Source organism: Mycobacterium simiae (genome assembly GCF_010727605.1).
In the GTDB taxonomy this organism is placed as follows: Bacteria; Actinomycetota; Actinomycetes; order Mycobacteriales; family Mycobacteriaceae; genus Mycobacterium; species Mycobacterium simiae.
The window spans coordinates 1,206,564-1,232,721 of record NZ_AP022568.1; the positions used below are offsets into that span (position 1 = coordinate 1,206,564).

Consider the following 26,158-nt stretch of genomic DNA (forward strand, 5'->3'; position numbering starts at 1 on the left):
GCTGATGCGCCTCGGCGAGGACCGGTGCTAGTCCGGGGCAAAGGCACGAAAGCTGCCATCGAGGACCTGATCATGACCGATCGTGCGCCCCGTGACAGTTTTGGGCGTCACGAGCGCCAATTGCACTGCCGCCCGTGCGAATTCATCTTCGGTTGCAGTTTCATCGAATGCCGTTGCGTAGTAGGACAGTCCGGGCGTCATGATCGGCTTGGACGGCGCCAGCGCGTTAACGGCGATGTTGTATTCGGTCAAGTCGAACGCCGCACACTGGGTGAGATGCTCGAGTGCCGCCTTGGAGCCACCGTAGCCAGGCAAGACACCGCCGCTTCGGTCGGCGTACGGCCCGTCGCCGGGCAACCGCGACGCCAGCGAGGTGATGTTGATGATCGAACCGCCGCCGGTCTCGATCATGTCCGGACACACCAGCTGCATCAGCTCGTAGACGGCGAACACCGCGATGTCGAAGTGCCGGCGAAAGGCGGATAAAGGTGTGCTTACGAATCCCGGCCAGCCCGGTTTGGTCGCACCGGAGGGCCGGGCGGGCTTCGGACGCTGCTGGGTACCCGGCGCCGGCGGCCGGCCGGGCGCGGTGAAGGCCGCATTGTTGACGAGAACGGTGATGGGCCCCAACGCCGCTCGCGCCTCCCCCACCAACCGGGCCAGATCGTCCCGGTCGGTTAGGTCGGCCCGAATCGGTACCGCCCGTCCGCCGGCCTCCTCGATAGCGGCAGCGGTCTCACCGATGGTCCCCGGCAGCCGGTCATCCCACACCTGCTGGGTCCGCCCGACCACCGCCACTGCGGCCCCCTCGGTGGCCAACGCCAGCGCGATCGCCCGGCCCAGGCCGCGGCTGCCTCCGGTGACGATGGCGGCCCGCCCCTCGAGTCGCCGAGTCAACGTGTCACGCCGTGCACGAGGATGGCGGTGGTTTGGGCGACCCAAGCATCGTCGAGCTTCTGGTCCGGCCGCAGCAACATCCGCAGCATCGTGGCGCCGCCGATCAACTCGATCAAGCGGTCGGGGTCGACGTCGGGATGCGCTTCGCCCCTGTCGACGGCCTCGCTCAGCCGGGCCCGCACCGCGGTGAACAGGTCGGTAAAGCGTGCCATCACCCGCCCGTTGAGCTCGGCGTCGGCAGTCATGTCCGCCACCAGGCCCGGTAACGCTGCCCGCACCACCGGCGTGGTGAAGACGTCCCGCGTCGCCTCGAGCATCATCCGAAGATCGGCGGCAAAGTCGCCGGCCGGGGCCTCGAGCGCGCTGGGCGCGTTGGGAAACGCCGTTTCGTGCACCAGCTCGGCCTTGCTTGACCACCTGCGATATAGCGCCGATTTCGTGGTGCCGGCCCGCTCGGCGACAGCGGCCAGGGTGAGGTTCGAATAACCGATTTCGACAAGCAGTTCCGCGGTGGCCGTAAGGATGGCAGAGTCGATACGCGGATCCCTGGGGCGGCCGGCGCCGGGGGCCTTGTCAAGGGTGGACGGGTCTGCTTTCATATCGCTACCTACCGTATCGTAATTGCCGCGAAAGGTCTCAACGAATGGAGGCACCGGGTGGCCACTGAACCAGTGCTCGACAACGTCGACCGACTTCAACGTTCCAGCCGCGACGTCACGACGTTGCCCGCGGTGATGTCGAAATGGCTGTCCACCGTCCTCCCCGAAGGCGCCGCACCGGAGGTGACCGTCGAAAGCGGCATCGACTCGACGGGCATGTCCTCGGAGACCATCATCCTCTCCGCCCGATGGCAGCAAGACGGGGAGCCGGTGCAACAGAAGCTGGTGACCCGGGTCGCCCCGAGCGCGTCGGACGTACAGGTCTTCCCCAGCTACCGGCTCGATCACCAATTCGACGTGATCCGCAAGGTCGGCGAACTCACCGATGTCCCGGTTCCCCCGGTGCGCTGGCTCGAACCCACCGGCGATGTCCTGGGGACGCCGTTCTTCGTGATGGACTACGTCGACGGTGTGGTGCCGCCGGACGTCATGCCCTACACCTTCGGTAACAACTGGTTTGCCGACGCGCCCGCCGAAAAGCAACGCGAACTGCAGGACGCGACGGTCGGCGTGCTGGCGAAACTACACTCAATTCCCAACGCCGAGCAGACATTCGGATTTCTTTCCGAGGGGCCCGGCGACAAGGCCTTGCGCCGGCACTTCAACTGGGTGCAGAGCTGGTATGAGTTCGCGGTGCCCGACATCGGCCGCTCGCCGCTGCTGGAGCGGACTTTCACGTGGCTGGAAGCCAACTGGCCGACGGAGGTCGACGCGCGCGAACCGGTGCTGCTATGGGGCGACGCGCGGGTGGGCAACGTCTTGTACCGCGACTTCAGACCGGTCGCGGTGCTGGACTGGGAGATGGTGACGTTGGGTCCCCGCGAGCTCGACGTCGCGTGGATGATTTACGCGCACATGGTTTTCCAAGAACTCACCGGTCTTGCCGGACTACCCGGGTTACCCGACGTGATGCGCGAGGAGGACGTACGCGCCAGCTACCGACGACTCGCTGGCGTCGAAGTGGGTGACTTGCGCTGGTTCTACGTCTACTCGGGCGTGATGTGGGCATGCGTCTTCATGCGCACCGGCGCACGGCGGGTGCATTTCGGCGAAACCGAAAAGCCCGACGATGTCGAGTCGTTGTTCTACCACGCCGGATTGATGAGACGGCTTATCGGAGAGGACCAGTGATGCTCGGACCGCTCGACGAATACCCGGTACACCAGATTCCGCAGCCGATCGCATGGCCTGGTGCCTCGGACCGCAACTTCTACGACCGGTCCTACTTCAACGCACACGATCGCACCGGCAACATCTTTGTGATCAGCGGAATCGGCTACTACCCCAACCTCGGCGTCAAGGACGCGTTCGTGCTCGTCCGGCGTGGGGACACGCAGACCGCAGTGCATGTTTCCGATGCCATCGATGCCGACCGGCTCAACCAGCACGTCAACGGCTACCGGGTCGAGGTCATCGAGCCGCTGCACAAGTTGCGCGTCGTGCTCGACGAAACCGAAGGCATCGCAGTCGATCTCACCTGGACCGGGCTGTTCGACGTCGTTCAGGAACAACCCCATATCCTTCGCTCCGGCAACCGGGTCACCCTGGACGCGCAGCGGTTCGCCCAACTCGGCAGCTGGAGCGGACACCTGGTGATCGACGGCGAGGAGATCACGGTGGATCCCGCCACCTGGCTGGGCAGCCGCGACCGATCGTGGGGTATCCGGCCGATCGGTGAGGCCGAGCCGGCGGGACGGCCCGCCGATCCACCATTCGAAGGCATGTGGTGGCTATATGTACCAATGGCTTTCGACGACTTCGCCATCGTGCTGATCATCCAAGAGGAGCCCAACGGGTTCCGTTCGCTCAACGACTGCACCCGTATCTGGCGGGACGGCCGGGTCGAGCAGCTGGGCTGGCCACGGGTGAAGATTCAGTATCGCTCCGGTACCCGGATCCCGACCGGCGCCACGATCAACGCGACCACACCCGACGGCACACCCGTGCACTTCGACGTCGAGTCGAAACTTCCGGTCCCCATTCACGTTGGCGGCGGCTACGGAGGTGACTCGGACTGGACGCACGGCATGTGGAAGGGCGAGAAGTTCACCGAACGCCTGACGTACAACATGACCGACCCGGCCATCATCGGGCGAGCCGGCTTCGGGGTTATCGACCACGTCGGACGTGCCGTGTGCCACGAAGGCGACAAGGATCCGGTCGAGGGTTGGGGGCTCTACGAGCACGGCGCGCTGGGACGCCACGACCCGTCCGGTTTCGCGGACTGGCTGACCGTCGCGCCGTAGCCTTCTCTTCTGTCGGCGGGGCGATGGCTCAGCGGCGGTAGCCGGCGCCGGGATGATCGTCGGGCAACAACGGCCCCTTGCCCCCCAGCCGTTCCCGTAAAGTGCCGCGTGGAACCCTTTCGGGCACTCGACCGCGGCGTCGCAGTTCGGGCACGACGAACCTCGCGAAGTCCACGAAGGTGCCCGGCGTCGTCACGTAGGCCAGGTTGAAACCATCGACGTCGGCCTCGTCGCACCACCGTTCCAGCTCATCGGCGACATCGGTGGGCGAGCCCACCAGCACCGGGCCGCGACCGCCGATGCCGATCTCCTCGGCGAGTTCGCGTGCGGTCCAGGTTCGCTCGCCCGTGGTGAAGGAGGCCAGCGCGGACCGGTTGGCGTCGGTTTCGCTGTAGCGCAGTGGATCATCGTCGCCAAGCTCGGCCAAGTCGACTCCCGTCCACCCGCCGAACAACGCCAAAGCACCTGTGGTGCTGACATATTCGCGATATTCGGCCAACTTCTCCAGCGCTTGCTCACGGGTCGCGGCGACCACCGGGGTCACCATGGTGAACACCTTGATAGAGCGCGGGTCTCGGCCCAACGCGGCGGCGGCTTCCCGCAGCGCCCGGACCGGACCGCGCACAATCTGCGGGGTCGGACCGGAGATGAAAGCGGCCTCGGCGTTGGCGGCGGCGAATTTGACGCCCCGCGGCGAGGCCCCGGCCTGAAACAGCACCGGGGTACGTTGCGGCGACGGCTCGCACAGAAATGGTCCCGGCACCGAGAAATAGCGACCCTTGTGTTCGATGTCGTGCACCTTGGCCGGGTCGGTGAACACCCCGCGCACCGGATCGCGTACCACCGCGCCGGGTTCCCACGACGCTTCCCAGAGCTTGTAGCAGACCTCGAGATACTCGTCGGCGATGTCGTAGCGCTGATCGTGCGGAATCTGAGCGTCCAGGCCAAGATTGCGTGCCGCACTGTCCAGATAGGAAGTCACGATGTTCCACGCCACCCGCCCATCGGTGAGGTGATCCAGCGTCGACAATCGGCGCGCCAGCGCGTACGGCTGCTCGTAGGTCAGCGACAGCGTGATCCCGAAGCCCAGGGTTTCGGTGACGGCCGCCATTGCCGACACCGCGGCGGTCGGGTCATTGACTGGGAACTGAGCGGCGTCGAGGACCGCCGCGTCCCGCGAGCCCCCGTACACGTCGTAGACACCCAGCACGTCGGCGAGGAAGAGCGCGTCGAAACCGCCCGCCTCCAGGATGCGGGCCAGGTTGGTCCAATATCCGAGTTCGCGATACCGGTAGCCCTGATCCTCGGGGTGACGCCATAGTCCCGCCGACTGGTGCCCGACACATGCCATGTCGAAGGCATTGAGATAAATCCTGCTCACCGCACTCACTCGATCTGATCCGCGGACGTTTCCCGCGCTGCCAGGGCTGAGATCGCCTCACTGTAACGCACCCGCGTATCGAGGAGCTCCGCGAACCAGGCGGCCTGCGGGCCATACATCGCGTCGTCAACGACGTTGACGCCGAACAGAATCGCCAGCAAAACCGCAAGCGGCGACCGCGTTGCGGGGGCCACGAAGAACAGTGCTAGTGCCACCACCCCGGCGACGGCGCCGAACAGATACGGAGAACCTCGAACGGCACCGCGCTACCGCCGGCACACCGCAATGCGGTTGACTAGAAGGCGTGACGAAGCCGTCCTGGACTGTCGACGTTGTGGTGGTCGGCGCAGGCTTTGCCGGCCTTAGCGCGGCGCGAGCGCTGTCACGCCAGGGCCACGACGTGGTCGTCTTCGAGGGCCGGGACCGGGTGGGCGGGCGCTCCTTCACCGGCAGCGTGGCCGGATTGCCCGTGGACATGGGCGGCGCATTCGTCGGGCCCACCCAAGACGCCGTGCTGGCGCTGGCCGCCGAACTGTCCATCCCGACTACCCCCACCCACCACGACGGCAAGAATGTCATCCACTGGCGCGGTTGGACGCGCTCGTATCAGGGCACCATCCCCAAGCTCTCGCTGACCGGACTGATCGATATCGGCCGCCTACGTTGGCAATTCGAGAGAATCGCCCGCAGCATCCCGGTCGACGCCCCCTGGCAAGCCCGCCGGGCACGCGAGTTGGACAAGCTGTCGTTCGCCGACTGGCTGCGGTCGGTACGGGCCACCGCCTCGTCTCGGGATCTGATGACGATCATGACCAGGGTGACCTGGGGTTGCGAACTGGACGACGTGTCGATGCTGCACGCGGTGCGCTACGTCCGTGCCGCCGGGGGGCTGGATCGATTGCTCGACGTCGAGGATGGCGCCCAGCAGGAGCATTTTCCCGGTGGCACGCAGCAGATCGCTCAGGCGGCGGCGGACGAGCTGGGCGCACGCGTGGTGCTCAACGCCCCGGTTCGCCGCGTCGAGCGACACGGCGCGGGCGTCACGGTCACCTCCGAACGCGGCGCCGCCGAGGCCGGGTTCGTCATTGTCGCGATCCCGCCGGCGCACCGGGCGGCCATCGAGTTCGCTCCCCCGCTGCCCGCGGAGTACCACGACCTGTGCGACCGGTGGCCGCAGGGCCGGCTCAGCAAGGCGTTCGCGGCCTATGAGACACCGTTCTGGCGGACCGGCGGATTCTCCGGGCAGGCGCTCTCCGACAAGGGGCCGGTGTTCATTACGTTCGACGTTAGTCCGAACGGTGACGGGCCCGGCATCCTGATGGGCTTCGTCGACGCCCGGGCATTCGACTCGTTGCCCACCGATCAACGCCGTCGGGACACGTTGCGCTGCTTCGCGTCGCTGTTCGGGGATGAGGCCCTCAAGCCCCTGGACTATACGGATCATCGTTGGGGCACCGACGATTTCGCGCCCGGCGGACCGACGGCGGCCGTGCCGCCGGGCTCGTGGACCCGGCTCGGGCCGTGGCTACGCAAACCAGTTGGCCCGATCCACTGGGCCGGCACCGAGACTGCGGACGAATGGACCGGGTTCTTCGACGGTGCCGTCCGGTCGGGTTACCGCGCCGCCGCCGAGGTGGTTGCCTTGCTATGAGCTGATCGGCTCCACGTGCAGGGTGACGGATTCGGCCAGCAGGCGTAGCTGCCGGTTGACCTCGTGCGGATATTCGAGCATCGAGCAATGGCCGCCGGGCAACTCGACCAGAGCGACGACGTTGGGTGCGGTCCGGGCGATCTCGCGAGCCTGGCGCAGCGGTGTCAGCCGGTCGTTCATGCTGCCGATGACCAGGGTTGGCACCGTCAGCCCGGACAGATCGAGGTAGCGGGCGCCCAGCGACTCGACCAGCATTCTGGCGCAGCCGCCGCGCCCGGCGGGTGACGTCTGGGCGAACAACTCATAGATCAGCTTCGCCGTACTGGGGTCGGCCTCTTTCCCGACCGCCAGCATCGCCACCAAGGAGCGAGTGGCCAGCAGCGCCGCCGCCGGAATCGGCAGTCCGGCGAACGCGCTGACCAGACCGCGGGCTGCCAGTACGCGCGCCGGCGAGATCGGGCCCGGCACCGAGAGCAGCTGTACCCGGCGGGCGACCTCACCGGTGGTGGTGTTGATCAGCGCGACGGCATTGACCCGACGATGGACCTTGTGGCGGTAGCGGGCCGACCACGCGGCGATGGTGATGCCGCCCATCGAGTGCCCGGCCAGCACCGCCCGCTCATGCGGCGCCACCGTCGCCTCCAACACGCAATCCAGGTCGGACGCAAGATGTTTGAGGCTATACGCGCAGCGCCGCGGAACGCCGCTGCGGCCGTGTCCGCGGTGGTCGAACGCGATCACCCGGTACTCGGTGGCCAGTTCCGCGATCTGATACGTCCACGCTCTGATCGAACAGGTGATGCCGTGCGTCAGCACGATCGGAAGTCCGTCGGGCGGCCCGAAAACCTCGGTGTGCAACGGGGTGCCGTCAACCGCGCGGACGGTCAGGGAGCGGCCTGGCGGTAACACGCGGGGCAGCGGGTCGGCCACGCGTGTCGATCGCCGAGCACTCATCGCCGCTCCCCCCTCGAACACGGCCCCGTCGCCGCACCCCGGATACCGGGATCTTATATCGGCACGGGCGTCCAACTATGCAACTTCGCCAAACCGCGCGGGGCGAATCTCAGCACACTGGTTCCGGCATGCACGCAAACCCCGGCACGGCGCCGGTTGCGGTGTGAGAGGGTGACTGTCATGTCCCCGATCACCCGTCGGGCGGTGCTCACAGCAACGATGAGCGTGGCCACCGAGGGGCTGGTCGCCGCCTGCACCCCGGGCGGACATCGGGCATCTGCGCCCGCACCGCCGGAGATCAAGCCCGACACCAAGTCGATCCTCGTGGTCGGCGCCGGCATGGCCGGTCTTGCCGCCGCCCGGCTCCTCGTGGACGCCGGATGGCCGGTGCGGGTGCTCGAAGCCCGCGATCGCATCGGTGGCCGGGTGTACACCGTTCGCGATTGGGGTGCGCCGATCGAGATGGGGGCCTCATGGATCCACGGCACGGCCAGCGATCCCCTGCTGGAGTTGGCGCGTAAGGCACGGGCGCAGGTCATTCCCACCGACTACTACGGGTGGGCCAAGCTCGCGGTCGATCGGTCGCTGCCGCCCGTGGACTATGACCCCGACGCTTGGCGCGCGTTCGTCGAGCGGGCTTGTGGTCGGGTCGAGGGTGGGAGCCTGGCCGCGGCGATCGACGCGGCGGCCGCCCGCGCGGAGCTGTCCGCGCCGGAGCGGGCCGAGTTGGCCTTCTATGTCGCCACGGAGATTGAGGACGAATTCGCGGCGGGGGCAGACCAGCTCTCCGCCAACACCTTTGATGCCGGTGAGTACGTCGGCGGCGACCAGGCCGTGATCACCAACGGGTACGACGCGCTGCCCACCGTGCTCGCCGATGGGCTGCAAGTTGCCTTCAATACGCCGGTCACCGCGATCAACCGCCGCGACGACCGCGTGGTCGTGCACGCCGGGAACCAATCGTTCGAAGGACCCGCCGCGATCGTCACGGTTCCCCTCGGAGTGCTCAAGGCCGGTTCGATCGCCTTCGACCCGCCGCTGCCCGAAGGACATGCGCGGGCGGTCAGCGCGCTGGGATTCGGTGTACTGTCCAAGACCTTCTTCCGGTTCGACCGGCGAACGTGGAAGACGGACAACGCTTTTTACCTCTTCATGGGGTCCGAGCCCGGCGCCTGGGCGCAATGGTTCACCTTGTCGAATGTCGCCGGGCCGATCGTGGTGGCGTTCAACGCAGGTGAACGCGGCCGGGCAGTGGAGTCGTCGTCGCCGGCGGACGTCTCGGCCCGGGCGCTGCCGGTCGCCCGTCAGCTTTTCGGCGACGACGTCACGCCGATCGCGGTCCGGACCTCCGGTTGGGCCGCTGACCCATATGCCCGGGGTAGCTACTCGTTTCACGCGCCCGGTTCCGGGCTCGACGATCGACGTCGCCTGCAGGAGCCGATCAGCGACCGGCTTTACTTCGCGGGCGAAGCGGTCGGAGTCGACAATCCGTCGACCGTCATCGGGGCGGTACTCAGCGGCCGCAACGCCGCACGCCAGCTCATGCACCGTCTGAGGGCTTAGCGCACGAAAGCGGCACCGCCACAGGTATTTCGGGATGGTGGTCAGGCCGAAGCGTTGTCATTTCGAGGATCGGCGTCGGACTCGTGCTCGGTCACGGCCCAGCTGGCGAGCAGCCGCAGCGCCTCGTCGGATCGTGACCCCGGTCCGGCGGTGTGGCCGATCAATGACAAGCCGCCCACGCTGGTGATGTCAAAGACGTTGTAGGTCAACGATAATTCACCGACCTCCGCATGGTGAAGTCGCTTGACGCCGTGGTGATGGGCCTTGACATTGTGCGCAGCCCAGCTGTCGCGGAATTGTTCACTGCGGGCGGCGAGCTCACCGATGAGTCGGCCGATCTCCGGCGAGTCGGGTGAGCGGGCCGCTTCGGCCCGCAGCAGCGCTACCACGTCGTCGGCTTCGCGGGCCCACTCAGGAAAGAACCGGCCGGCCGCGGCGTCGAGGAAGATGAATCGGGCCAGGTTCGGTGTCGCTTTCGCTGCGGCGAAAACCGGTGCGTAGAGCGCACGTCCGAGCGCGTTGGCGGCCACGACATCGAGGTGGCCGTTGACCACGATTGCCGGCGCGGTGACCATGCAGTCCAGCAGCGCCTGCACCCCTTCGGGAAGGCCGCGGTCAGGTGACCGCGCCGCTCGGCCCCGATCGCCCTTAACCGCACGGACCAGGTCGAAAAGGTGCAGCTCTTCGGCCTCGGTGAGGCGCAACGCCCGCGCGATGGCTCGCAGCACGTCCTCGGAGACACCGGCGACATTCCCGCGCTCCACTTGGGTGTAGTACTCGATGCTGACGCCGGCCAATTGAGCAACCTCCTCCCGTCGCAATCCGGGCACCCGACGGCGCCGCCCCGGCGGCATGCCCACCTGCTCGGGAGTGATCCGGGCCCGCCGCGTCATCAAGAAGTCCCTGATGTCCTTGGCAACGTCCATCTGCTTCGAGTACCCCAACGGCGCACCGACATGCGGCATTGCCAGGAAACGATGCGCGCATAGAGTTGTCGTATGACTGCTGCCCAACATCCCGAGACCACGCAGCGCTCTTCGGCCGATACGATCGCCACGGTCATCCTGTTCGTGCTCGCCGCGATTGCCGGCACGCTATCGGTGTCCTTCTCTTTCTTCTTCGCGATGGCCACCGATTCGTGTGCGCCCAACACCTGCGACACTTCGGCACTTGATTGGGCCTATGTGGTGACGTGGGGCGGTGTGGGACTCGCGGCTGTCCTCGCCGTCGGGGGCGTCATCGTGGCGGCGTCGCGCAAGCGGGTGATGTGGGTGTGGCCAGCTGCCGCGCTGGTGCTCATCGTTGTCGCCGTCGTCACCGGAGCACTGCTAGCCGACTCCGTCGTTCCGCACCGCTGAGCGGGCCCGAAGACGCTGTAGGCCAGCGTCATTGGTGTTACTTTTCCAGTGCCTTGGCGCACGCGTTGAGAATGGCGAGAAAGTTCGGACGCAACAGGCGGCGAGTCACCGCCTCCAGCGCCTTGCCCCCGGCTGCGGCCGAGTGGGTGTAATTCGTCAGCCAGTTCACCCGGGTACCGTCGCCGACTGTGGTGAACGTGAGGGTGCCGCCCTCGTGATTGAACGGCGGGAACGACCGCACGATCAGATAGGTGTAGCTGTGCGGCCGGTCGTAAGCCGTGAGCTCCTCACGGAACCAGGTGCCGATCCCGATCACCTCACGAACCGCACCCTGGCCGGCCCCCGCCGTTCCCTTCGCCCACTTTCCCTGAAGGACTAGCGGAGCGGTAGCGAGGTTGGCCGGGTCGGCCAGCCAATCGAAAACCTGCTCGACAGGTGCCGCGATCGTGCGTTCCAAGCGAATCTCGACCATCAGAACTCCCCCGCTGGCGGTGACAGCATTGGCTCACGCACATGCTAGCCCGGCACCGGTTGAGCACGTATCGGCCCCGCACAACGGATTAATCGGGCAACTCCGGATATCTTTGCGGTGACATCGACACCCGTGGTAGATACCAGCTAGAGATCTTAAAGGGAGTTTGCTGATACCTCTCTTAGCTAGTAACGGTTTGATCACGACCGGCCGTCGGATACTGATGAACGTGGTCCGCGGCGAGGACAACCCCCGGCTGCGCGCATTAGCTGTCCGCAAATTTAAGGGACTCTCGCGTTCCCTGCCAGCTACCTTGGTTTTGGGTATCGGGCACCCCGGTCAATTGATGTCGATCATCGAAGGACAACAGCATGAAATTCAGCAACAGCGTCGCGCGTCGGCGAGTCGCCGGCGTCAGTGCCGGTTGTCTGCTCGGGGGTCTGGCGTTGGGTATCGCCGGTGCGCCGACGGCGGCCGCGGCACCCGACTGCAGCCCTGCGGGCGTGAACGCCACGGTGTCTTCTGCGCAGGGGGCCGCGGAGCAGTACCTCGCGGCTCACCCGGGCGCCAACCAGGTCGTGATGGCTGCCTACGGACAGCCGCGGGCAGAAGCCGCATCCAACCTCCGCGGCTACTTCACAGCGCACCCGCAGGAGTACTACGACCTGCGCGGCATTTTGGCGCCGATTGGCGAGACCGAGCGTCAGTGCAACGTGTCGGCCCTGCCGTCGAATCTGGAATCGGCCTACCACGAGTTCATGGCCGGCTAGATTCTGCTCAGCTAACGACCCGCCACATCGTCGTGGCGGGTCGTTTTGCGTTGCGGCGGCCAATCCGACCGTGTGAATCCCTTCCCGGACGGGTAATTCCCCGATCAGCCAACAAGACTGGAGACAACGAACATGCGGCTGCGACGAAGCGTGCTCGACGGGCCCGGAATCGCCCGTAAGCGTCGGGGCAAGGGGTTCGCCTACTACAACAGTGATGGCGAGCCGGTGGCCGACCATGCGACCCTGCAGCGGATCAAGGATCTGGTGATTCCACCTGCCTGGAAGAAGGTGTGGATCTGCCCTCATCCGAACGGCCACATTCAGGCGGTCGGCACCGACGCGGCCGGGCGCCGTCAGTACCTTTACCACTCCGCATGGCAGCAGGAGCGCGCCGAGGAAAAATTCGACCGTGTCCTGGAACTGTCCACCCGGTTGCCGAGTTTTCGCCAGCACATTGTCGCCGACCTGTCCCGGCGCGGAATGTCGCGCGAGCGCGTACTGGCGCTGGGGTTGCGATTGCTGGACCGTGGTTACTTCCGCTCCGGCGGAGAGCAATACGCCGAGGAACACGAATCCTACGGAATCGCGACCCTGCTGCGTGAGCACGTGACGGTGCGCCGCGATGCGGTCGCTTTCGATTACCCCGCCAAGAGCGGGGTGCAGCGCACCGTGGAGGTGCAGGATGCTGCCGTGGTCCGCGCGGTGCGCGCGCTGATGCGCAGTGCCGAACGCAGTGAACGATTGCTGGTGTACCGCAACACGTCCGGATGGACCGAGCTGCGAGCCGACGACCTCAATGCCCGGTTCAAGGAAATCGTTGGCGACGATTTCACCGTCAAGGATCTGCGGACCTGGCATGGAACGGTGCTGGCGGCCGTGGCGTTCGCCGACGCAGATCCCCCGGTGTCACAACGGGTGATCAAGCGAGTCGAATCGGCGGTGATGAAGGAGGTGGCCGAAGGGTTGGGCAACACGCCCGCGGTGGCACGCGGTTCGTATGTGGATCCCCGTGTCGTCACCGGCTACGAACAGGAGCTCACCATCGCCGCGGCAACCACGCGCGCCGAGCGGGCTCGCCAGCCGGACGACGCCCAGGAGATTCTGGAAAAGGCGACTCGTGCGCTGATCCGGCGAGTGGCCAAGGGCGGCAGCATGTCTCACACTGCCGCCCTGGCGAAAACCGCGTGATTGCTCAGGCAATTGCCCGACGCAGCGCGGCACGCCCGGTGTCGGCAGCGCGCTGCGGCTCGTGTTGACGGGCCGGGACGGCGAGCCAACGGCGTCGCGCCTGGACCAGTTCGTCGACGATCTGCAGCGCCTCGGCAACCGAATCGACAAGCGGTAGGCCATGTTTCGGGAAGACGCGGCCGAGGAGGAGCAATCGCGCGCCACTGACCACGCCCCAGTGCAGTCCGGCCCGCTGGTGCTCTTCGTTCAGGGTGAGCAAGGCACGAAAGCCCGCCAGGCTCAGGAATTCCAGCTGACCGAGATCCAGGATCAACGGCGCGTTCAGCTGTGCGTAGCGCCGAATCCCGTCGCGCACCAGGCCCGTGTTGAACGCGTCGATTTCGCCAGTGACCCGTAAAACGGTGGCCGATCTGCGCGTGTGCACATCCAATCGTGCCCCGGCGCAGTCAATCGAGAAGCGACAGCGCGGTTGGCCGCGTAGGTCGGTGGTCGGTCGAAAAGCTAATGAAGTCATGCGGGTACGCCCAATCGGATGAGGGATCAAGGAGGGCGAAGCGACATCTGTGTCCCAATGGCCCCGAAATGTCGGCAGCTGTGGACTCAACCTGCCAAGAGCCTAGCGGCATCGACGGGAACTTGCAGATCTCAATTTGTGCATGACGCCACGTTTGAGTTCAAAAACGCAAGCTGCGCAGGTGCTTTTGACCCGAATGATGGAATCGCCAAATATTAGGCGTTGCGATCCGTCGCGGAGCGGTCACCTGGACTTCAGCCGAAGGCAATCGTTGGCTGGGCTGGCCGGAACTTCACTGTCGCAACGTGGTGTGCGGACTTTGGCCGTAAGTCTGACGGTATTGCACGGCAAACCGGCCGGTATGCAAAAAGCCCCACCGCTGGGCGATTTCGGCAACAGTGGTCACCGAGCGGTCGCTGGATAACAGGTCCAGGTGTGCGCGGTGGAGCCGGACACGGCGCAGATACCTCGTCGGCGTGGTGTCCAATTGATGCCTGAACAGGTATTGCACTGCCCGCGGGGTGAGATGCACCGCGGCCGCGACATCGTGGATCCCGACGTCGCCGCCGGCATGGCAGTGGATGAACGACACTGCATCCTTGAGCGCTTCGGGCACTGCGGGGTCGCTCAGCACGTCGTTGTCGGCCGTGAGGTTGGAGGGGTAGCACTCGAGCACCGCGGTCGCCAGCACGGTCGCCACCGACGCTGCGATCAACGGTTGGTGGACGGTGTCGGCCGAGCAGAGCGTGGCTTTGGCGTATTCTAGCGCTCGATGCCAGGCGCGCGCGGCGGCACCCGAGCGCGGGCGCCAATCGAGGAACCGGATCTTCTGCGGCAACGGCGCATAGTGTGCGGCGGCGGCCTTGCGCAGTACATCCGACCCGATGCCTACGACGTCGAATCGCGCCGAGTTCACCTGCAGCGCGCAGGGCATGTCGTGGGCGACGAGCACCGGGTGGTCGACTTCGGGGAATGGGTTTACGCTCGCCGTCAATGAGCCCGCGCGCGGTTGGATCACCAATACGTCATCGGCTCCCGGGATCTCGCAATTCACTCGGCCTTGCATTAGCACGTCGTCGAGTGTCATCGCGGGTGCGGTGTAGCGCCGATGCTTGACGGCCGATCCCCTGCCGACACCGGTGATTCGCCAGCCCGGCGTGTAGGCGGCGGCGAAGAACCGCCTTGCATCGTCGGGATCGAAGGTGCGGAACTGCTCGTATCGCACCGCGGCCGGCCGGGGCGGGCGGCCGATCGCACCGGTGGATTTGAGGCTGACGTCGAGGGAATCACGCGCAACCTGGGCCGCGTCGCCGGGCGCGCCGCGCGGCCTTTTTTCGGTGATGCTAGTCATGACTGCGCACCGGTCACCGTGTGACCTCTTCCATCGCTTCACCCGCTAAGCGTTCTGCGTTGAGTTTCTCATAGATCGCCAGCGAGTCCAGCGCGATGCGGTCCCAGGTGTAGCGCGACAGCGCCCGGTTGCGGCCGGCCGCGCCCATGCCGTTGCAGCGAAAGCGTTCCACCGCAAGGTGTCTGAGCACTGAGGCCAGCTCTCTGGCATCGTCCGCAGACAATAGAAGCCCGGTCACGTCGTTGACCACGAGATCGTTCAGCACGCCGGTAGACGGGCCGACGACGGCGAGCCCGCTGGCCATCGCCTGCAAGACCCGGGTAGCCCTGGCGGGCTGTTGCGGCAGGCAAAGGAGGACGTCGGTGGATCGCATCAAGCCGGGCATGTCGTCCTCGGAGACGGTGCCGAGGAACCGGACTCGCTGGTTCACAGCGGACTTTGCGGCGAGCCGCTCCAACTTGGCCCTCGCGCGGTCGTCACGACCGCTGTTGGGCCCGGTCTCCGCGATGACCAGCTCGGTTGCCGCTGCGCGCGGCAGTGCCGCGATTGCCATGTCAAACCCGTTGGTCGACACGAGCTTTGGTGCTAAACAGAGGGCGCGGAGCAGTCCGTCCCGATCGTCGGCCCGACCCACCGGCGTGTACCGATCACCATCGACGCCGCCGCTGATCACCGACATCCGCGCTCGGGTGTGCAGCAACCGGCTGAGCGCCTCCAGTTCGCCTGTGCTCTCGACGGTGACCCAGTTGGCGTGCCGAGCCAACAGCGGCTCGATGCGCTCGCGCGCGGGGTCGTCCGACCGGTCGGCGGATGACTTCGATAGTGCGGCCAGGCTGGGGAATGTCTGTACGGTTGGCCAGTTTTGCCGGCGCGCGGCCAGCTGTGCTGCCAGCCCCCCCAGCCAGCCATACGCGTGGACGATGTCGGGCCGGTCGAGGGTCCACCGGCGTTGCAGGGTGGCCGCCCAATCACCAACGAAGGGCAGGACGTCTGCGGCGGTTCCTCCGGGCGGGGGTCCGACGCGCGTCGCGACAACCCGAAAGTCCGCCGTGGCTGATCGTTCGGCACGGGTCCGCCGTTGTTGCCTCACATGACATGTCACGTCGTGCCCGCGGGTGGTGAGCGCGGAACATAGCTGCGCTGGCCCGTCATCGGCGACGTCGTCTCCGGTCACAACCGCGATCTTCACGACGAAATCCCTCCGTAGCCGGTCCGCACTGCCGTCGAGGTCTTTGCACGAGCGCGGCTGCTCGCAACCTGGGGCACTACCCGGCGTGGTGTGCGACCAAACCCGGCGAGGTGCCCGCTTCGCTTGCAGTCGGTGCGCTTCGCCTGCTGGATAGTGCGAGGATTCTCCAAGCCGTATGACGGCGATGGGAGGACACTGAACACGTGACAACCGACACCCATCGACCCGGGGTCGAGCTCGTGGTCCTGACGGCCTCGGCCGGTGGATTAGAGGCGTTGTTAGCGGTCCTAGGCGATCTGCCGGCGGAGCTCGGTGCCGCCATCGTCGTGCAACAGCACCTCGGCGGGCAATCGAGTGTGCTGCCGATGATTCTGCAACGGTCGACGGCACACCCGGTGCGCTGGGCCCGGGACCGGCAAACCATCGAGCCGGGCCCGGTGATCGTCTGTCCGCCGGATATGCACATGGAGGTCATGAGAGACCGAACCTGTCGACTGCGCAGAATGGCCTCACTCACCGAGCGTCGCTTCGACGTGCTGCTGGCGTCCGTCGCCAGCTCGTACGGACCTCGGGCGCTGGCCGTGGTGTTGTCCGGGTCGGGCCGGGACGGGGCCGTGGGGGTCGGGGCGATGAAGCGGGTCGGCGGCCTTGTCATCGCCCAAAGCCCGGGCACCGCGCGCTATCCCTCGATGCCGATCGCCGCTGCCGAAGCCGGCGCAGACCTCGTCTTGCCGGTGCACGACATGGGTGGCGTTCTGGCCAGCATCGCCGACGGGGCGCCGCTGCCGCCCGTGCCGCCGTGCGCCACGGCGCGCGCGCAGTCGACGCACGGCGGCACATCAGCGGACGCTCAGTCCGACGATCAGGGCTTGCAGCCTGCGACTCGAAGGCTCGACGACGCTGGCGCCCGCGCTGAAGTCGCCCGGCTACGCGCGGATGAGCTCCGGCGCCGACGCCAGGATCTGGCCGCGGGGATCGGCGCCACGGCGCGCACGGTGGCGGTGGCACGGCGCCGGGCCGAGGAGTCGGTGCGGCGTGCCGAGCAAGCGCAGCAGGCTGCCAAGCGCTCGGCCGCGCAACTGGGCGACTAACCCAGAACTTCCATCAGGAGTAGCGCCCCGCCGGCTGCACCGTCACTGCAGCGAAACGACGTGCAGGTGACCCGCACCCGAGCCGGGCGGCCCCTTCGGTTGACCGCGTCCACCAGCGTTTCGCCCGAGCTCTCCGGATCGACGAAGGCGTTACCGAGCAAAGGCAGCACCGTGTCCAACGGCAACCCGATATCCAGTGACGTCAGTTTGGTGCCCGTGATCTCGTCGGCCCGTAGCCCCCACAGGTCCTCGGAACCCCGGTTCCAGACCACCACCTTCATTTCCCGGTCGACAACAACCATGCCCATTCGCACCGAATTGATCAGCGAATCCAGGAACGTCGTCGCGCCGTCGAGCTCCAGACTGCGCTCGCGCAGCGTGTCGTTGATGGTGTGTAATTCGTCGTTGGTGGACTGCAGCTCCTCGTTCATTGTCTCGAGTTCTTCGTTGGTGGACTGCAGCTCCTCGTTGGTGGTCTCGAGTTCCTCGACCGTGGATTGCAGCTCCTCGTTGGTGGTCTCGAGCTCTTCGTTGGTGGACTGCAGCTCCTCGTAGGCGGCTTCGAGCTGACGGTTGGTCTGGACGACCTTGTCGAGCAGAGCGCGCGTGGCGCTGACGTCGAAGAAGACGATCGACACCCCGAGCAATCCATTTTCGGCGTCGACCAGCGGGTTGACGTGGATTTCGAACCACACCGTTTCGGCGCCCGGCCGTTGCCATTTGACGTCGGGAATCCGGGCCGAGCGCCGTTCCACCTTCGCTTGCTCGAGGTAGGCGCGGAGCTCGACTGGCCGGTAGGACACCTCCAAATCCCTGAGTAGCCTACCGATGTCACGGGCCGACAGGCCGAAAACGCTTTCCGCCTGCTGGTTGATCATCGCCACGGTGTCTTCGCCGGTGACCACGATCTGCGCCACTGGGCTGGCACGAAAAGCCAACTCGCGCACCGTGGTAAGCCCGGACGACTCATCGTTGCGGTCATAGAAGGCCGCGGCCGGGTCGTAGCGCTCTACACCGCTGTGGGTCCCGGCCGCCTTGCGGAAGATGCGGTTCTTCAGGTTCAGCGGAGTGAATCGATCACTATGACTCAGCAGCATCTCGGCATGGCCGAGAAACAGCGTGCCCTGCGGACCGAGCGCGAAGTGCAAGCGGCCCAGCACATTTCGTTGCGTCTCGGCATTGAGGTACATCAGGGTGTTGCGGCAGACGAGCAAGTCCACCCGCGAGATCGGTGCATCCTTGACCAAATCGTTGCGGCCGAAGATCACCGCGCGACGCAGATCCTTGTGAAAGATGTAGCGGCCGTTGACCTGTTCGAAGTAGCGGGCCAGCAGATCCGGTGGCACCGATTCGACGGCCCTGGCGTCATAGGTGGCGGCGCGCGCCTCGGCGAGCGCCTCCTCGTCGATATCGGTCGCGTAGATCTTGACCCGCTGCCGAAACGCGTCGGGCCCGAGCGCCTCGGCAAGCAGCATGGCCAGCGTGTACGCCTCCTGCCCGGAGGCACAGCCCGCGCTCCAGACCCGGATCGGGTCGCTGGGGCCGCGCTCGGCCAGCATCCGCGGAATGACCTCGTCCCGGACGAAGTCCCAGGCTTCTTCATCGCGGAAGAACGCCGTGACGTTGATCAGGATGGTGTTGAACAACGACGCGAATTCGTCCGAACTCGCTTGCAGCACGTCGAGATATTCCTCGTACGAACGGTATCCCGCGTGGTCCATCCGATGCCGGACCCGGCGCATCAACGACGTCCGCTTGTAGCCGGTGAAGTCAAACCCGCGCGAGTCGCGCATGTACCGCAACAACGCTTCGAAGGACTCGTCGGTGGTGTCGTCCATGCAGGTCCCGTCGCAGGTCGGCCCGGTCAAGTGCGGAGTACTTGCACAGTACTCGTGGGGTTACAGCCGATTCTCACGACCGACCAATGCCCAGACCGTCTTGCCGGACGGCGTCGGAGTGCTGCCCCAGGCCCGACACAGGGCGGACACGATGGACAAACCCGACAACATCGCGACACCGTGCGCGGTTTCCAGTCGTTCCGCCGGCACCGGGTTGCCATCCTCCACGGCGACGGTGACGGTGTCCCGGTAGGTCTCGACGATCAGCACCGGCGCGCTGTCGGTATGGTCCAAAACGTTTTCGACGAAAACCGTCGCGACGGTGCCGGCGACGGGGATCAGGTCGTTCTGCCGCCACGCGGTCAGCCACTCGTTGATCAGGGCGCGAGCCACTCCGACACTGGTCGCGCGGGCGGGCAGCGGTCTCTTGGCCCGTCGGCGGGTGTCCAGCGTTTGGTGCAGTGCGGCGGCCAGCGCCGACTCGAGCGCGGGGTACACCGGTACGTACCGTGCGACGCCGCCTGCGGTGATCTCGCGCCGCGACCGCCGGTCTTCGCACACCAACAGGATCGGCACATCCGGCCACGTGCTGACGTTCCAGCGCGCACTGGTGAACACCACATACGCCGAGGGGAAGGGTACCGCCAAGTTGTTGACATCGACGATCACCGCTCGCGGTTCGTCGAGCGCTGCCTTGATCACGGCATCGCGCAGTGTCCGATAGCTTGTCCCGTCCAGGACACCGGTGATCGTCAGGACCGCGACGTCCTGCTGACGGTCTACGTCGATCAGCACAATCGATTCAGCCACCCGGGCCCCCCACCTCGGGTACACCTTCTGCCGGGTCGGTCATGGCCATCAGCCGCTCGCCCAGCACCTGTACCGCGCGTTCGGACTCGTCGGCCTGCGCGCTGTAGCGTCGAAAAAGCGGACCGCGGCCCACCTTGTTGGCCAGTTGCCGGGCCATCTTGGCTTTTTCCTGCAGACTGCGCAGGGCGATCCACAGCGCGCCCTCCACTTCCCTATCGCGCGCGGACAGCAGGGCATCGGCTGTCCACGCGTGACCGACGTGGCAGCGGAAGTGGCCGTCGCTGATTGTTGCCAGCGATCCATTGCAGTCCGGGCAGGTGTAGCCCGAGGCCGGACCGAGTTCCTGGGAGTCAAACCTCGCCGAGAATCGCGGCGTCATGGCGATGCGGTTCTCGAGTTCCATTCGGTTGTCAGGCTCCATTATCGGCTCCTTGATTTCGCGGGCCGAGAGCTCTTTCAATACTCGGCCGATGTCGGCCGCCGCGGCCTGCTGATCCAGCAGACCGGCATCGAACGCCTTCCCCGGCAATGCGGCAAAAAGCGCGTCGTCGAGGGACTGACCAATCGTGGTGCCGCCGCGCGACCGGATCGCGTTGAGTCCCAGAACACCGTCGTCGAGCACACCGGAGAGGAGCACGCCCACGGCGCGGGGTCCGAAGGCCACTGCAGCGGAACGGAACAACGCGTTGATTGCCGGCCGGTGCCCGTTCTCGGTCGGGCCCTGGGACAACACGATGCGGTGATCGGCCACCAGCAGGTGGTGATCGGGCGGCGCGACGTAGATGTGCGCGGGCTTAAGCGCCCCGCCATTTTCGGCGGCGACGGCCGGCAACGGTCCGCTGCGGTCGATGATGCGCGCCAAGACACTGGGCGCTCCCGCGGGCACGTGCAACGCCATCAGAAATGCAAACGGTAGGTCGGAGGACAAGCCACCGGCCAGCTTCGACAGCGCTTCGACGCCCCCCGCCGATGCGCCGATTGCCACCACGCCGCCAAGGTCGTCGCCTGCTGCCTGAGTCACCATATTCGGCTACCCGCAGCACGGATGGGTAACCCTGCGGCCGGCATGGGTTTGCGGCAGGCCCGGTCGCCGCGGATTCCCGGTCGGCTGGCGTTTATCCATGAGCAGCCCGGGCAATTCGATGGCAGCGATCTCATCACGCTAGGAGGATGACTGATGCCGAATTCATCGATCAAGAACGAAAGACTGTATAAGGATCTGCGCAAGCAGGGCGACTCGAAGGAGAAGGCTGCGCGGATCTCTAACGCCGCCGCGGGCCGGGGCAAGTCATCGGTATCACGCAAAGGCGGCAAGTCCCGTTCTTACAGCGACTGGACCGTACCGGAATTGAAAAAGCGCGCCAAAGAGCTTGGCATGTCCGGCTATTCGGGTCTGTCCAAGGACAAGCTCGTCGCCAAATTGCGCAATCACTGATCCGTGAGGCTCAGGCGTTCGGCGAGCACCAAAAAGGCGAATGCGTAATCGTTGTCGGCGGTCTGCCGCCTGATGCGGTCCCAGTCCAAATGCTCGCGAATCGCCCGCACGGCGGGCAGCAGTTTGGCGAAATCGCAGTGATGTTCGTTGAGTGAGCGCAATTTCTGCACCACAACCATCGTGGGCGGCAGCACCGGCATCTCGATGGCAAGCACGTCGCGTGGCTCGGCACAGTCCAAGGTGGCCGGTTCCACCCGTTCGCCGTTGAGCCGATGCAGCACATCGACGAGTGCGTCGTCGCTTCGGGCCTTGAACAGCCAATCCTCGGGCGGATGTTCGATGGCAAATCCGGCGTGTCGCAGCGTATCGGCAGCTTGCGTCACGTCCGATTCGGTGACGATGAGGTCGACGTCGTGGCTGGGTTCGGGTGCGCCATAAGCCCATAACGCATAACTGCCAGCCAACGCAAAACGCGGCCCATTCTCCTTGAGCGCCGATGCCGCCGCACGCAGCGCCGCCCGCAACTGCGCCGAACACTCGCGCGGCGGCGTGGACGTCTCGATGGGTGCCATGGTGGATCAGACATACCCGGCGGACCGGGTGAGCAACCGGAACGGCCGGACAGGACGGGAACTGACCCGGAACTGACCCGGAACTGACCCGGAACTGACGTTGTCAACTGTTTAAAGGGCACACAATTGGGCAATCGAACGAGACATGTCAGCACCTGCGTTCCGCGCCTACGACCGGGTAGTCGTGGTGGTTCCAGTTCACGATGACAACGCTGATCTGTCAGCATGTCTGCGAGCCGTGCTGACCGCGGCGCTGTGTACACCGATACCGGTGACGGTCGTGGTGGTCTTGGACGCCTGCGGCGACGACAGCGCCCGCCTGGCCGGAGAGTACGGCCCGGACGTGCACCTCATCAGCGTCGACGCACGGTGCCGGGGCACCGCGCGGGCAGTCGGCTTCGGCTACGGGCGATCCCTGGCCGGAAACCATCGCTGCTGGTATGCGACCACCGATGCCAACAATCGGGTAGATCCCGGTTGGCTGATCCATCAACTCGAGGTGGGTGCCGAGATGGTGCTCGGTGCGCTGCCCAGCGGCAGCCGACAGGGCCAGGCTCAGCGCGTCGACATGGGCTTTAGCGCCCGCGCTTACTGGCGGGTCGGTGGATTCCGCACCCTGGCGTCGGGCGAGGACGTCGACCTCGCCGAGCGCTTCGAGGCGGCCGGTTACACCAGCCACCGGGACACCGACTTGTCGGTGATCAGGTCGGCGCGCACCAGGACGCGGACCGCGCAGTACCTTGCGGCGTTGGGCAGATCGGCAGCGGGTGATTGCGCGTGACCGCCGGCCTGGTACAGCATTGGCTCGACTCGGGACGACTCGAACTGCCGCTGCCGGCGTCGGGGCGCACGCTGGAACGATGGCAACGGCTGGCCCTGCTGGCCGAGGAAGACATTGTGGCGGCGCGGATCGCCGAGGCCCACGTGGACGCGGTGGCAATTCTGCATGAACTGGGCGGCAAGCCACCCGAATTGGGCCAGTTATGGGGCGTGTGGGCCGCCGAATCGCCGGAGGCGGTGCTGCACGCCACCGAGGTCAACGGCGCGTATACGCTCAACGGCACCAAAGTGTGGTGTGCCGGGGCAGGTTTCTGCACCCACGCCCTGGTGACCGCCCGGCTCGAGGACGGCAGCCGGGGACTATTCGCGGTCGCGCTGGTGGATCCCGCGGTCAAGGCGCTGCCGACCACGTGGTGGAACACCGGGATGGCCGGCAGCGACACCCGTCCGGTACAGTTCACCAACGCCCAGGCGGTCGCGGTGGGCGACCCGGGTGATTACCTCGATCGGCCCGGCTTCTGGCATGGCGCAATTGGCGTTGCCGCCTGCTGGCTCGGTGGGGCACGCAAGGTCGCTGAGCCGTTGTACCGTTGCGCAGCAAGCGAATCCGCCGACGCCTACTCCTTGGCGCATCTGGGCGCGGTCGATGCCGCATTGGCCGCGGGCGAGGCAATGTTGATCGACGCCGCAAGTCGGGTCGACGCCGACCCGTTCGACCGGTCCAGGAGCGCTGAGCTGCTCGCTCGTCGCATCCGTGCCATCGTCGAGCACGCGGCCGACGAAGCGATCACCCGTACCGGCCGTGCGCTGGGACCGGGCCCCCTCTGCCAAGACGGGCGGCACGCCCAGCGGGTTGCCGACTTGAGCATCTACATAAGGCAAAGCCACGCCGAGCGGGATCTGGCCGCGCTCGGGCGGTTGGCGGGCTACCGGCACTAGGGCACGACATGAAGACACTATCGACCGGCAACTGCACCAGGTTCGCGGCGAAGCCGCTGACCCACAGCGGTACTCCGACACCGGTATGGCTGGCCGCCCTCGACCGGGAACCCTTGCCGCCGCTCGAGTTAACGGAGTGCCCGGGCCTGGTTGTCGTCGCTCCCCATCCCGACGACGAGACACTCGGCTTAGGGGCCACGATCGCGCAGCTGGCGGCAGCCAGCGTCGATGTACAGGTCGTCTCAGTCAGCGATGGCGGGGCGGCACGCCCCGGGACGGCTCCGCTAGACCGGGTTCGCAGGGAGGCCATCCGTCGGCACGAACTCCGAAGGGCGACGAGTCTTTTGGGTGTTCCGCCGCCGATTTCGCTGGGCCTGCCCGACGGCCAGCTGACCGACTACGAGGACCGGCTGACCGATTCGCTGAGCGAAATTCTGGAAAACAAGGCCGCCGCACCCTGGTGTGCCGCCACCTGGCGGGGGGACGGGCATCCCGATCACGAGGCAGTCGGACGCGCCGCGGCGGCGGCCTGCGCCCGCACTGATGCGGTGCTCTTGGAGTATCCGATCTGGATGTGGCACTGGGCCACCCCGTTCGATCCGGCGGTGCCGTGGGGCCGTGGCTATTCGGTGCGAACGTCGGACTGCGCGGTAGCCCGCAAACGCCGTGCGGCGCAATGCTTCCGCAGCCAATTCGAATCCCACTCCGGCGCTCGACCGGCGCTGCCGCCCTACGTGCTACCACGACTGATGGCGGTCGGAGAGGTGGTGTTCCGCTGAACGCCCGTCTGGCCGACGCGGCGGACGGATCAACCGGAGCATAAAGACCGATGCGCCTAGCGACCTTCAATATTCTGCACGGCCGCACCGTCGGCGACGGTGTTCATCCAGCGCGGCTAGCCGATTGCGTGCGCCGGATGGATCCTGACGTGCTGGCCCTGCAAGAGGTCGATTGCGACCAGCCGCGATCCAATCTTGCCGACTTCACCACGGTGGCGGCCGAGGCCATGGGAGCCATCGAACAACGATTCGTTGCGGCCATCTCCGGCACTCCGGGTGCCACCTGGATGGCCGCCACCGGCGACGAGCAACCTGGAACCGCGACGTATGGAATAGCATTGCTGTCCCGCTTTCCGGCGGCCAGCTGGCAAGTGGTGCGGCTGCCCCGAATTCCGATGCGGTTCCCCATGTATCTGCCCGGACCGAACAGAGTAATGATGGTCGACGAGGAACCACGGACGGCCGTCATTGCGCAACTGAATACGCCGCTGGGCGCGCTGACCGTCGCCAACACACACCTGTCGTTCGTGCCGGGGTGGAATCGGCGTCAACTGCGCCGACTCGTTCATGATTTGCAAGGTTTTCCGGGCCCGCGGCTGCTCACCGGCGATCTCAACATGACGCCGCCGGCGGTCCGCCGCTGGTCGGGCATGTGGCCGCTGGCAGTGGCCAAAACCTTTCCCGCCGACACCCCCGATCGCCAACTCGATCACATTCTCACCGATAACCCCACGCTCTGGGGCTCAGCCACCGAGGCCGAAGCGATGCCGGTCTCCGATCACCGCCCGCTGGTGGTCGACATCGAGCGTGGCTGAGCGCTCACATCACTCGAGCATCACTCAAGCGGAACGAGTCGGTGGCGCACCCGGTCGATGTCATCGGGTAGCGGCAGTTCGCCGGTGGTCCGGGTGATTTCGACGCCGACGTCCACGCGGCCCATCGCCCGGAGTCCCACCATCCGAAGTTGGGTGGCGATCACGGAGATCTCTTCATCCGACATTCGCCGCGGCAAGAGCGCCAGCACCGGCGCGTAACCGACCGGCGGGGCGACCGCCGGGTAACGGAACCGCAGGAAAGCCACCAGGCTCGATACGCGATTGCTGAAACTCATCGTGGCCCTCCACGCCCGTCCGCGACCCGGTACCCACGCGGATCCCCGCCAGGAATAACCAGGTGCGCGGGCTTGAAACCTCAGGCGCAGAACTTTTGTGCAACAGCAACCAAGTAGGCCCGGTCCGCCGCCGGACCGGGCCTACTGAGGGTCGAGTGAGCTACTGATTTTCCTTCTGCCGTTCCTCGGCGGCCTTCGCGCCGGCGCGCGCGGATTCAGCCTCGGCTTCCTTCTTGCCGGCGTCACGCTGGGCGTCGGCCTTGTCCTGCTGCGCCTGGCCCTCTTCGACGAGATCGTCACGACCGGCGATGGTCCCGCCGAACTCCTTGGCCTTGCCCTTAATACCCTCGACGGCGCCCTTCACTGCTTCCTGCGGTCCGCTCTTGTCATCCCCCATGGGAACACCTCTCTTTCGGTATTGCTGCTGCGCCCGGAACCGGGCCGATGCTCTTCAAGGGCTTCCCCCGGTACGGCGGGTCAAACAATCGGTGGGTTTCATCACCCTGATCCCCTCGCTTTGCTCCGGGGCATCGTTTGACCGCCGCCTTTTCGGGTAGGCGACCGCGGCGATTACCAATCCGAGGAGGACACCACGACCACCGTCGCCGTC

The 26,158-nt window shown here is 66.2% G+C and carries 28 protein-coding genes and 1 pseudogene; 13 read left to right on the forward strand and 16 right to left on the reverse strand.

All coding sequences use genetic code 11. The features are described 5' to 3' along the window. Nucleotides 1-27 precede the first annotated feature (27 nt). Both G6N33_RS05485 and G6N33_RS05490 read right to left on the reverse strand, forming a co-directional pair. The gene (locus tag G6N33_RS05485; RefSeq protein ID WP_044510250.1) at nt 28-897 is read right to left on the reverse strand and encodes an SDR family NAD(P)-dependent oxidoreductase; all 870 of its coding nucleotides are present in this window, start codon (nt 895-897) and stop codon (nt 28-30) included. Further along, nucleotides 894-1,496, reverse strand: coding sequence for a TetR/AcrR family transcriptional regulator (locus G6N33_RS05490; protein WP_044510249.1), 603 nt, complete (start codon nt 1,494-1,496; stop codon nt 894-896). Before G6N33_RS05490 ends, G6N33_RS05485 begins: the two co-directional genes overlap by 4 nt. A 57-nt stretch (nt 1,497-1,553) precedes the next feature. Here G6N33_RS05490 and G6N33_RS05495 point away from each other — a divergent pair, with 57 nt between their 5' ends. Together G6N33_RS05495 and G6N33_RS05500 are read left to right on the forward strand one after the other, a co-directional pair. Then, nucleotides 1,554-2,687 carry a phosphotransferase family protein gene (locus G6N33_RS05495; RefSeq protein WP_044510247.1) on the forward strand — a complete coding sequence of 378 codons (1,134 nt, stop codon included), beginning with the start codon at nt 1,554-1,556 and terminating at the stop codon, nt 2,685-2,687. Continuing rightward, a complete protein-coding gene (locus tag G6N33_RS05500) occupies nt 2,687-3,802 on the forward strand; it encodes a hypothetical protein (protein ID WP_044510246.1) in 1,116 nt (371 codons plus the stop codon). The genes G6N33_RS05495 and G6N33_RS05500 overlap by 1 nt, the downstream gene beginning before the upstream one ends. A 28-nt stretch (nt 3,803-3,830) precedes the next feature. Here G6N33_RS05500 and G6N33_RS05505 read toward each other — a convergent pair whose 3' ends face one another. Both G6N33_RS05505 and G6N33_RS05510 read right to left on the reverse strand, forming a co-directional pair. Then, complete coding sequence (locus G6N33_RS05505; protein WP_101528830.1) at nt 3,831-5,183, reverse strand: LLM class flavin-dependent oxidoreductase; 1,353 nt, start codon at nt 5,181-5,183, stop codon at nt 3,831-3,833. 53 nt (nt 5,184-5,236) lie between these two features. Beyond that, nucleotides 5,237-5,425, reverse strand: a pseudogene (locus G6N33_RS05510) (MFS transporter); the annotation flags it as partial. 62 nt (nt 5,426-5,487) lie between these two features. Between G6N33_RS05510 and G6N33_RS05515 the strand changes: the two are divergent. After that, entirely contained in the window at nt 5,488-6,834 is a 1,347-nt protein-coding gene (locus G6N33_RS05515) for a flavin monoamine oxidase family protein (RefSeq protein WP_101528829.1), read from the forward strand. On the opposite strand, the gene G6N33_RS05520 is transcribed toward G6N33_RS05515, so the two are convergent. Next, nucleotides 6,829-7,788 carry an alpha/beta fold hydrolase gene (locus G6N33_RS05520; protein WP_044510240.1) on the reverse strand — a complete coding sequence of 320 codons (960 nt, stop codon included), beginning with the start codon at nt 7,786-7,788 and terminating at the stop codon, nt 6,829-6,831. The genes G6N33_RS05515 and G6N33_RS05520 overlap by 6 nt on opposite strands. A 180-nt stretch (nt 7,789-7,968) precedes the next feature. Between G6N33_RS05520 and G6N33_RS05525 the strand changes: the two genes are divergently transcribed. Continuing rightward, nucleotides 7,969-9,351 carry a flavin monoamine oxidase family protein gene (locus tag G6N33_RS05525; RefSeq protein ID WP_101528828.1) on the forward strand — a complete coding sequence of 461 codons (1,383 nt, stop codon included), beginning with the start codon at nt 7,969-7,971 and terminating at the stop codon, nt 9,349-9,351. A 41-nt stretch (nt 9,352-9,392) separates the two neighbouring features. Here the strand turns inward: G6N33_RS05525 and G6N33_RS05530 are convergent, their stop codons facing one another. Then, nucleotides 9,393-10,277, reverse strand: a complete 885-nt coding sequence (locus G6N33_RS05530) for a helix-turn-helix domain-containing protein (protein WP_044512962.1) — start codon at nt 10,275-10,277, stop codon at nt 9,393-9,395. A gap of 72 nt (nt 10,278-10,349) precedes the next feature. On the opposite strand from G6N33_RS05530, the gene G6N33_RS05535 reads away from it, so the two are divergent. Continuing rightward, nucleotides 10,350-10,709: a hypothetical protein gene (locus tag G6N33_RS05535; RefSeq protein ID WP_044510237.1), complete on the forward strand. Its 360-nt coding sequence runs from the start codon at nt 10,350-10,352 to the stop codon at nt 10,707-10,709. A 37-nt stretch (nt 10,710-10,746) separates the two neighbouring features. Here G6N33_RS05535 and G6N33_RS05540 read toward each other — a convergent pair whose 3' ends face one another. Beyond that, on the reverse strand, nt 10,747-11,181 hold the full coding sequence (locus tag G6N33_RS05540) for an SRPBCC family protein (RefSeq protein ID WP_044510235.1): 435 nt from the start codon (nt 11,179-11,181) through the stop codon (nt 10,747-10,749). A 371-nt stretch (nt 11,182-11,552) separates the two neighbouring features. Here G6N33_RS05540 and G6N33_RS05545 point away from each other — a divergent pair, with 371 nt between their 5' ends. Both G6N33_RS05545 and G6N33_RS05550 read left to right on the forward strand, forming a co-directional pair. Then, on the forward strand, nt 11,553-11,951 hold the full coding sequence (locus tag G6N33_RS05545) for a heme-binding protein (RefSeq protein WP_044510234.1): 399 nt from the start codon (nt 11,553-11,555) through the stop codon (nt 11,949-11,951). A 132-nt stretch (nt 11,952-12,083) separates the two neighbouring features. Next, nucleotides 12,084-13,139, forward strand: a complete 1,056-nt coding sequence (locus G6N33_RS05550; protein WP_044510232.1) for a DNA topoisomerase IB — start codon at nt 12,084-12,086, stop codon at nt 13,137-13,139. A gap of 4 nt (nt 13,140-13,143) precedes the next feature. Here the strand turns inward: G6N33_RS05550 and G6N33_RS05555 are convergent, their stop codons facing one another. The 3 genes from G6N33_RS05555 to G6N33_RS05565 all read right to left on the reverse strand — a co-directional run bounded on the left by G6N33_RS05555 (nt 13,144) and on the right by G6N33_RS05565 (nt 16,193). Beyond that, on the reverse strand, nt 13,144-13,563 hold the full coding sequence (locus tag G6N33_RS05555; RefSeq protein WP_049919196.1) for an STAS domain-containing protein: 420 nt from the start codon (nt 13,561-13,563) through the stop codon (nt 13,144-13,146). A gap of 382 nt (nt 13,564-13,945) precedes the next feature. Next, nucleotides 13,946-15,004 (reverse strand): helix-turn-helix domain-containing protein, encoded by a 1,059-nt coding sequence (locus G6N33_RS05560; protein ID WP_044510230.1) that lies wholly within the window; start codon nt 15,002-15,004, stop codon nt 13,946-13,948. 13 nt (nt 15,005-15,017) lie between these two features. Continuing rightward, nucleotides 15,018-16,193: a glycosyltransferase gene (locus G6N33_RS05565; RefSeq protein ID WP_101528827.1), complete on the reverse strand. Its 1,176-nt coding sequence runs from the start codon at nt 16,191-16,193 to the stop codon at nt 15,018-15,020. Nucleotides 16,194-16,396: 203 nt separating this feature from the next. Here G6N33_RS05565 and G6N33_RS05570 point away from each other — a divergent pair, with 203 nt between their 5' ends. Continuing rightward, nucleotides 16,397-17,284, forward strand: coding sequence for a chemotaxis protein CheB (locus tag G6N33_RS05570; RefSeq protein ID WP_044510227.1), 888 nt, complete (start codon nt 16,397-16,399; stop codon nt 17,282-17,284). Here G6N33_RS05570 and G6N33_RS05575 read toward each other — a convergent pair. The 3 genes from G6N33_RS05575 to G6N33_RS05585 are packed head-to-tail and all read right to left on the reverse strand — an operon-like array spanning nt 17,281 to nt 20,956. Beyond that, on the reverse strand, nt 17,281-19,122 hold the full coding sequence (locus G6N33_RS05575; protein ID WP_044510226.1) for a CheR family methyltransferase: 1,842 nt from the start codon (nt 19,120-19,122) through the stop codon (nt 17,281-17,283). The two genes, G6N33_RS05570 and G6N33_RS05575, sit on opposite strands and share 4 nt — an antisense overlap. 60 nt (nt 19,123-19,182) lie before the next feature. Then, the gene (locus G6N33_RS05580; protein WP_101528826.1) at nt 19,183-19,932 is read right to left on the reverse strand and encodes an STAS domain-containing protein; all 750 of its coding nucleotides are present in this window, start codon (nt 19,930-19,932) and stop codon (nt 19,183-19,185) included. Further along, nucleotides 19,925-20,956, reverse strand: a complete 1,032-nt coding sequence (locus G6N33_RS05585; RefSeq protein WP_101528825.1) for a chemotaxis protein CheB — start codon at nt 20,954-20,956, stop codon at nt 19,925-19,927. Before G6N33_RS05585 ends, G6N33_RS05580 begins: the two co-directional genes overlap by 8 nt. Nucleotides 20,957-21,109: 153 nt before the next feature. Here G6N33_RS05585 and G6N33_RS05590 point away from each other — a divergent pair, with 153 nt between their 5' ends. Further along, nucleotides 21,110-21,367, forward strand: a complete 258-nt coding sequence (locus G6N33_RS05590; protein ID WP_044510224.1) for a DUF7218 family protein — start codon at nt 21,110-21,112, stop codon at nt 21,365-21,367. Here G6N33_RS05590 and G6N33_RS05595 read toward each other — a convergent pair. Beyond that, entirely contained in the window at nt 21,361-21,939 is a 579-nt protein-coding gene (locus G6N33_RS05595; RefSeq protein WP_044510223.1) for a nucleotidyltransferase, read from the reverse strand. The two genes, G6N33_RS05590 and G6N33_RS05595, sit on opposite strands and share 7 nt — an antisense overlap. Nucleotides 21,940-22,084: 145 nt before the next feature. Between G6N33_RS05595 and G6N33_RS05600 the strand changes: the two genes are divergently transcribed. Genes G6N33_RS05600 through G6N33_RS05615 form a run of 4 tightly spaced genes read left to right on the forward strand, consistent with a single transcriptional unit; the run spans nt 22,085 to nt 25,252 of the window. Beyond that, on the forward strand, nt 22,085-22,720 hold the full coding sequence (locus tag G6N33_RS05600) for a glycosyltransferase (protein WP_044510220.1): 636 nt from the start codon (nt 22,085-22,087) through the stop codon (nt 22,718-22,720). Further along, the gene (locus G6N33_RS05605) at nt 22,717-23,658 is read left to right on the forward strand and encodes an acyl-CoA dehydrogenase family protein (RefSeq protein WP_044510219.1); all 942 of its coding nucleotides are present in this window, start codon (nt 22,717-22,719) and stop codon (nt 23,656-23,658) included. The genes G6N33_RS05600 and G6N33_RS05605 overlap by 4 nt, the downstream gene beginning before the upstream one ends. Before the next feature lie 8 nt (nt 23,659-23,666). Then, nucleotides 23,667-24,437, forward strand: coding sequence for a PIG-L deacetylase family protein (locus G6N33_RS05610; RefSeq protein ID WP_044510217.1), 771 nt, complete (start codon nt 23,667-23,669; stop codon nt 24,435-24,437). 50 nt (nt 24,438-24,487) lie between these two features. Continuing rightward, nucleotides 24,488-25,252: an endonuclease/exonuclease/phosphatase family protein gene (locus tag G6N33_RS05615; RefSeq protein ID WP_044510215.1), complete on the forward strand. Its 765-nt coding sequence runs from the start codon at nt 24,488-24,490 to the stop codon at nt 25,250-25,252. A 20-nt stretch (nt 25,253-25,272) separates the two neighbouring features. Here G6N33_RS05615 and G6N33_RS05620 read toward each other — a convergent pair whose 3' ends face one another. Next, the gene (locus G6N33_RS05620) at nt 25,273-25,548 is read right to left on the reverse strand and encodes a DUF3349 domain-containing protein (protein WP_101528824.1); all 276 of its coding nucleotides are present in this window, start codon (nt 25,546-25,548) and stop codon (nt 25,273-25,275) included. Nucleotides 25,549-25,708: 160 nt separating this feature from the next. Further along, nucleotides 25,709-25,945: a microaggregate-binding protein 1 gene (mbp1, locus tag G6N33_RS05625; protein WP_044510212.1), complete on the reverse strand. Its 237-nt coding sequence runs from the start codon at nt 25,943-25,945 to the stop codon at nt 25,709-25,711. Nucleotides 25,946-26,158: the final 213 nt, after the last annotated feature.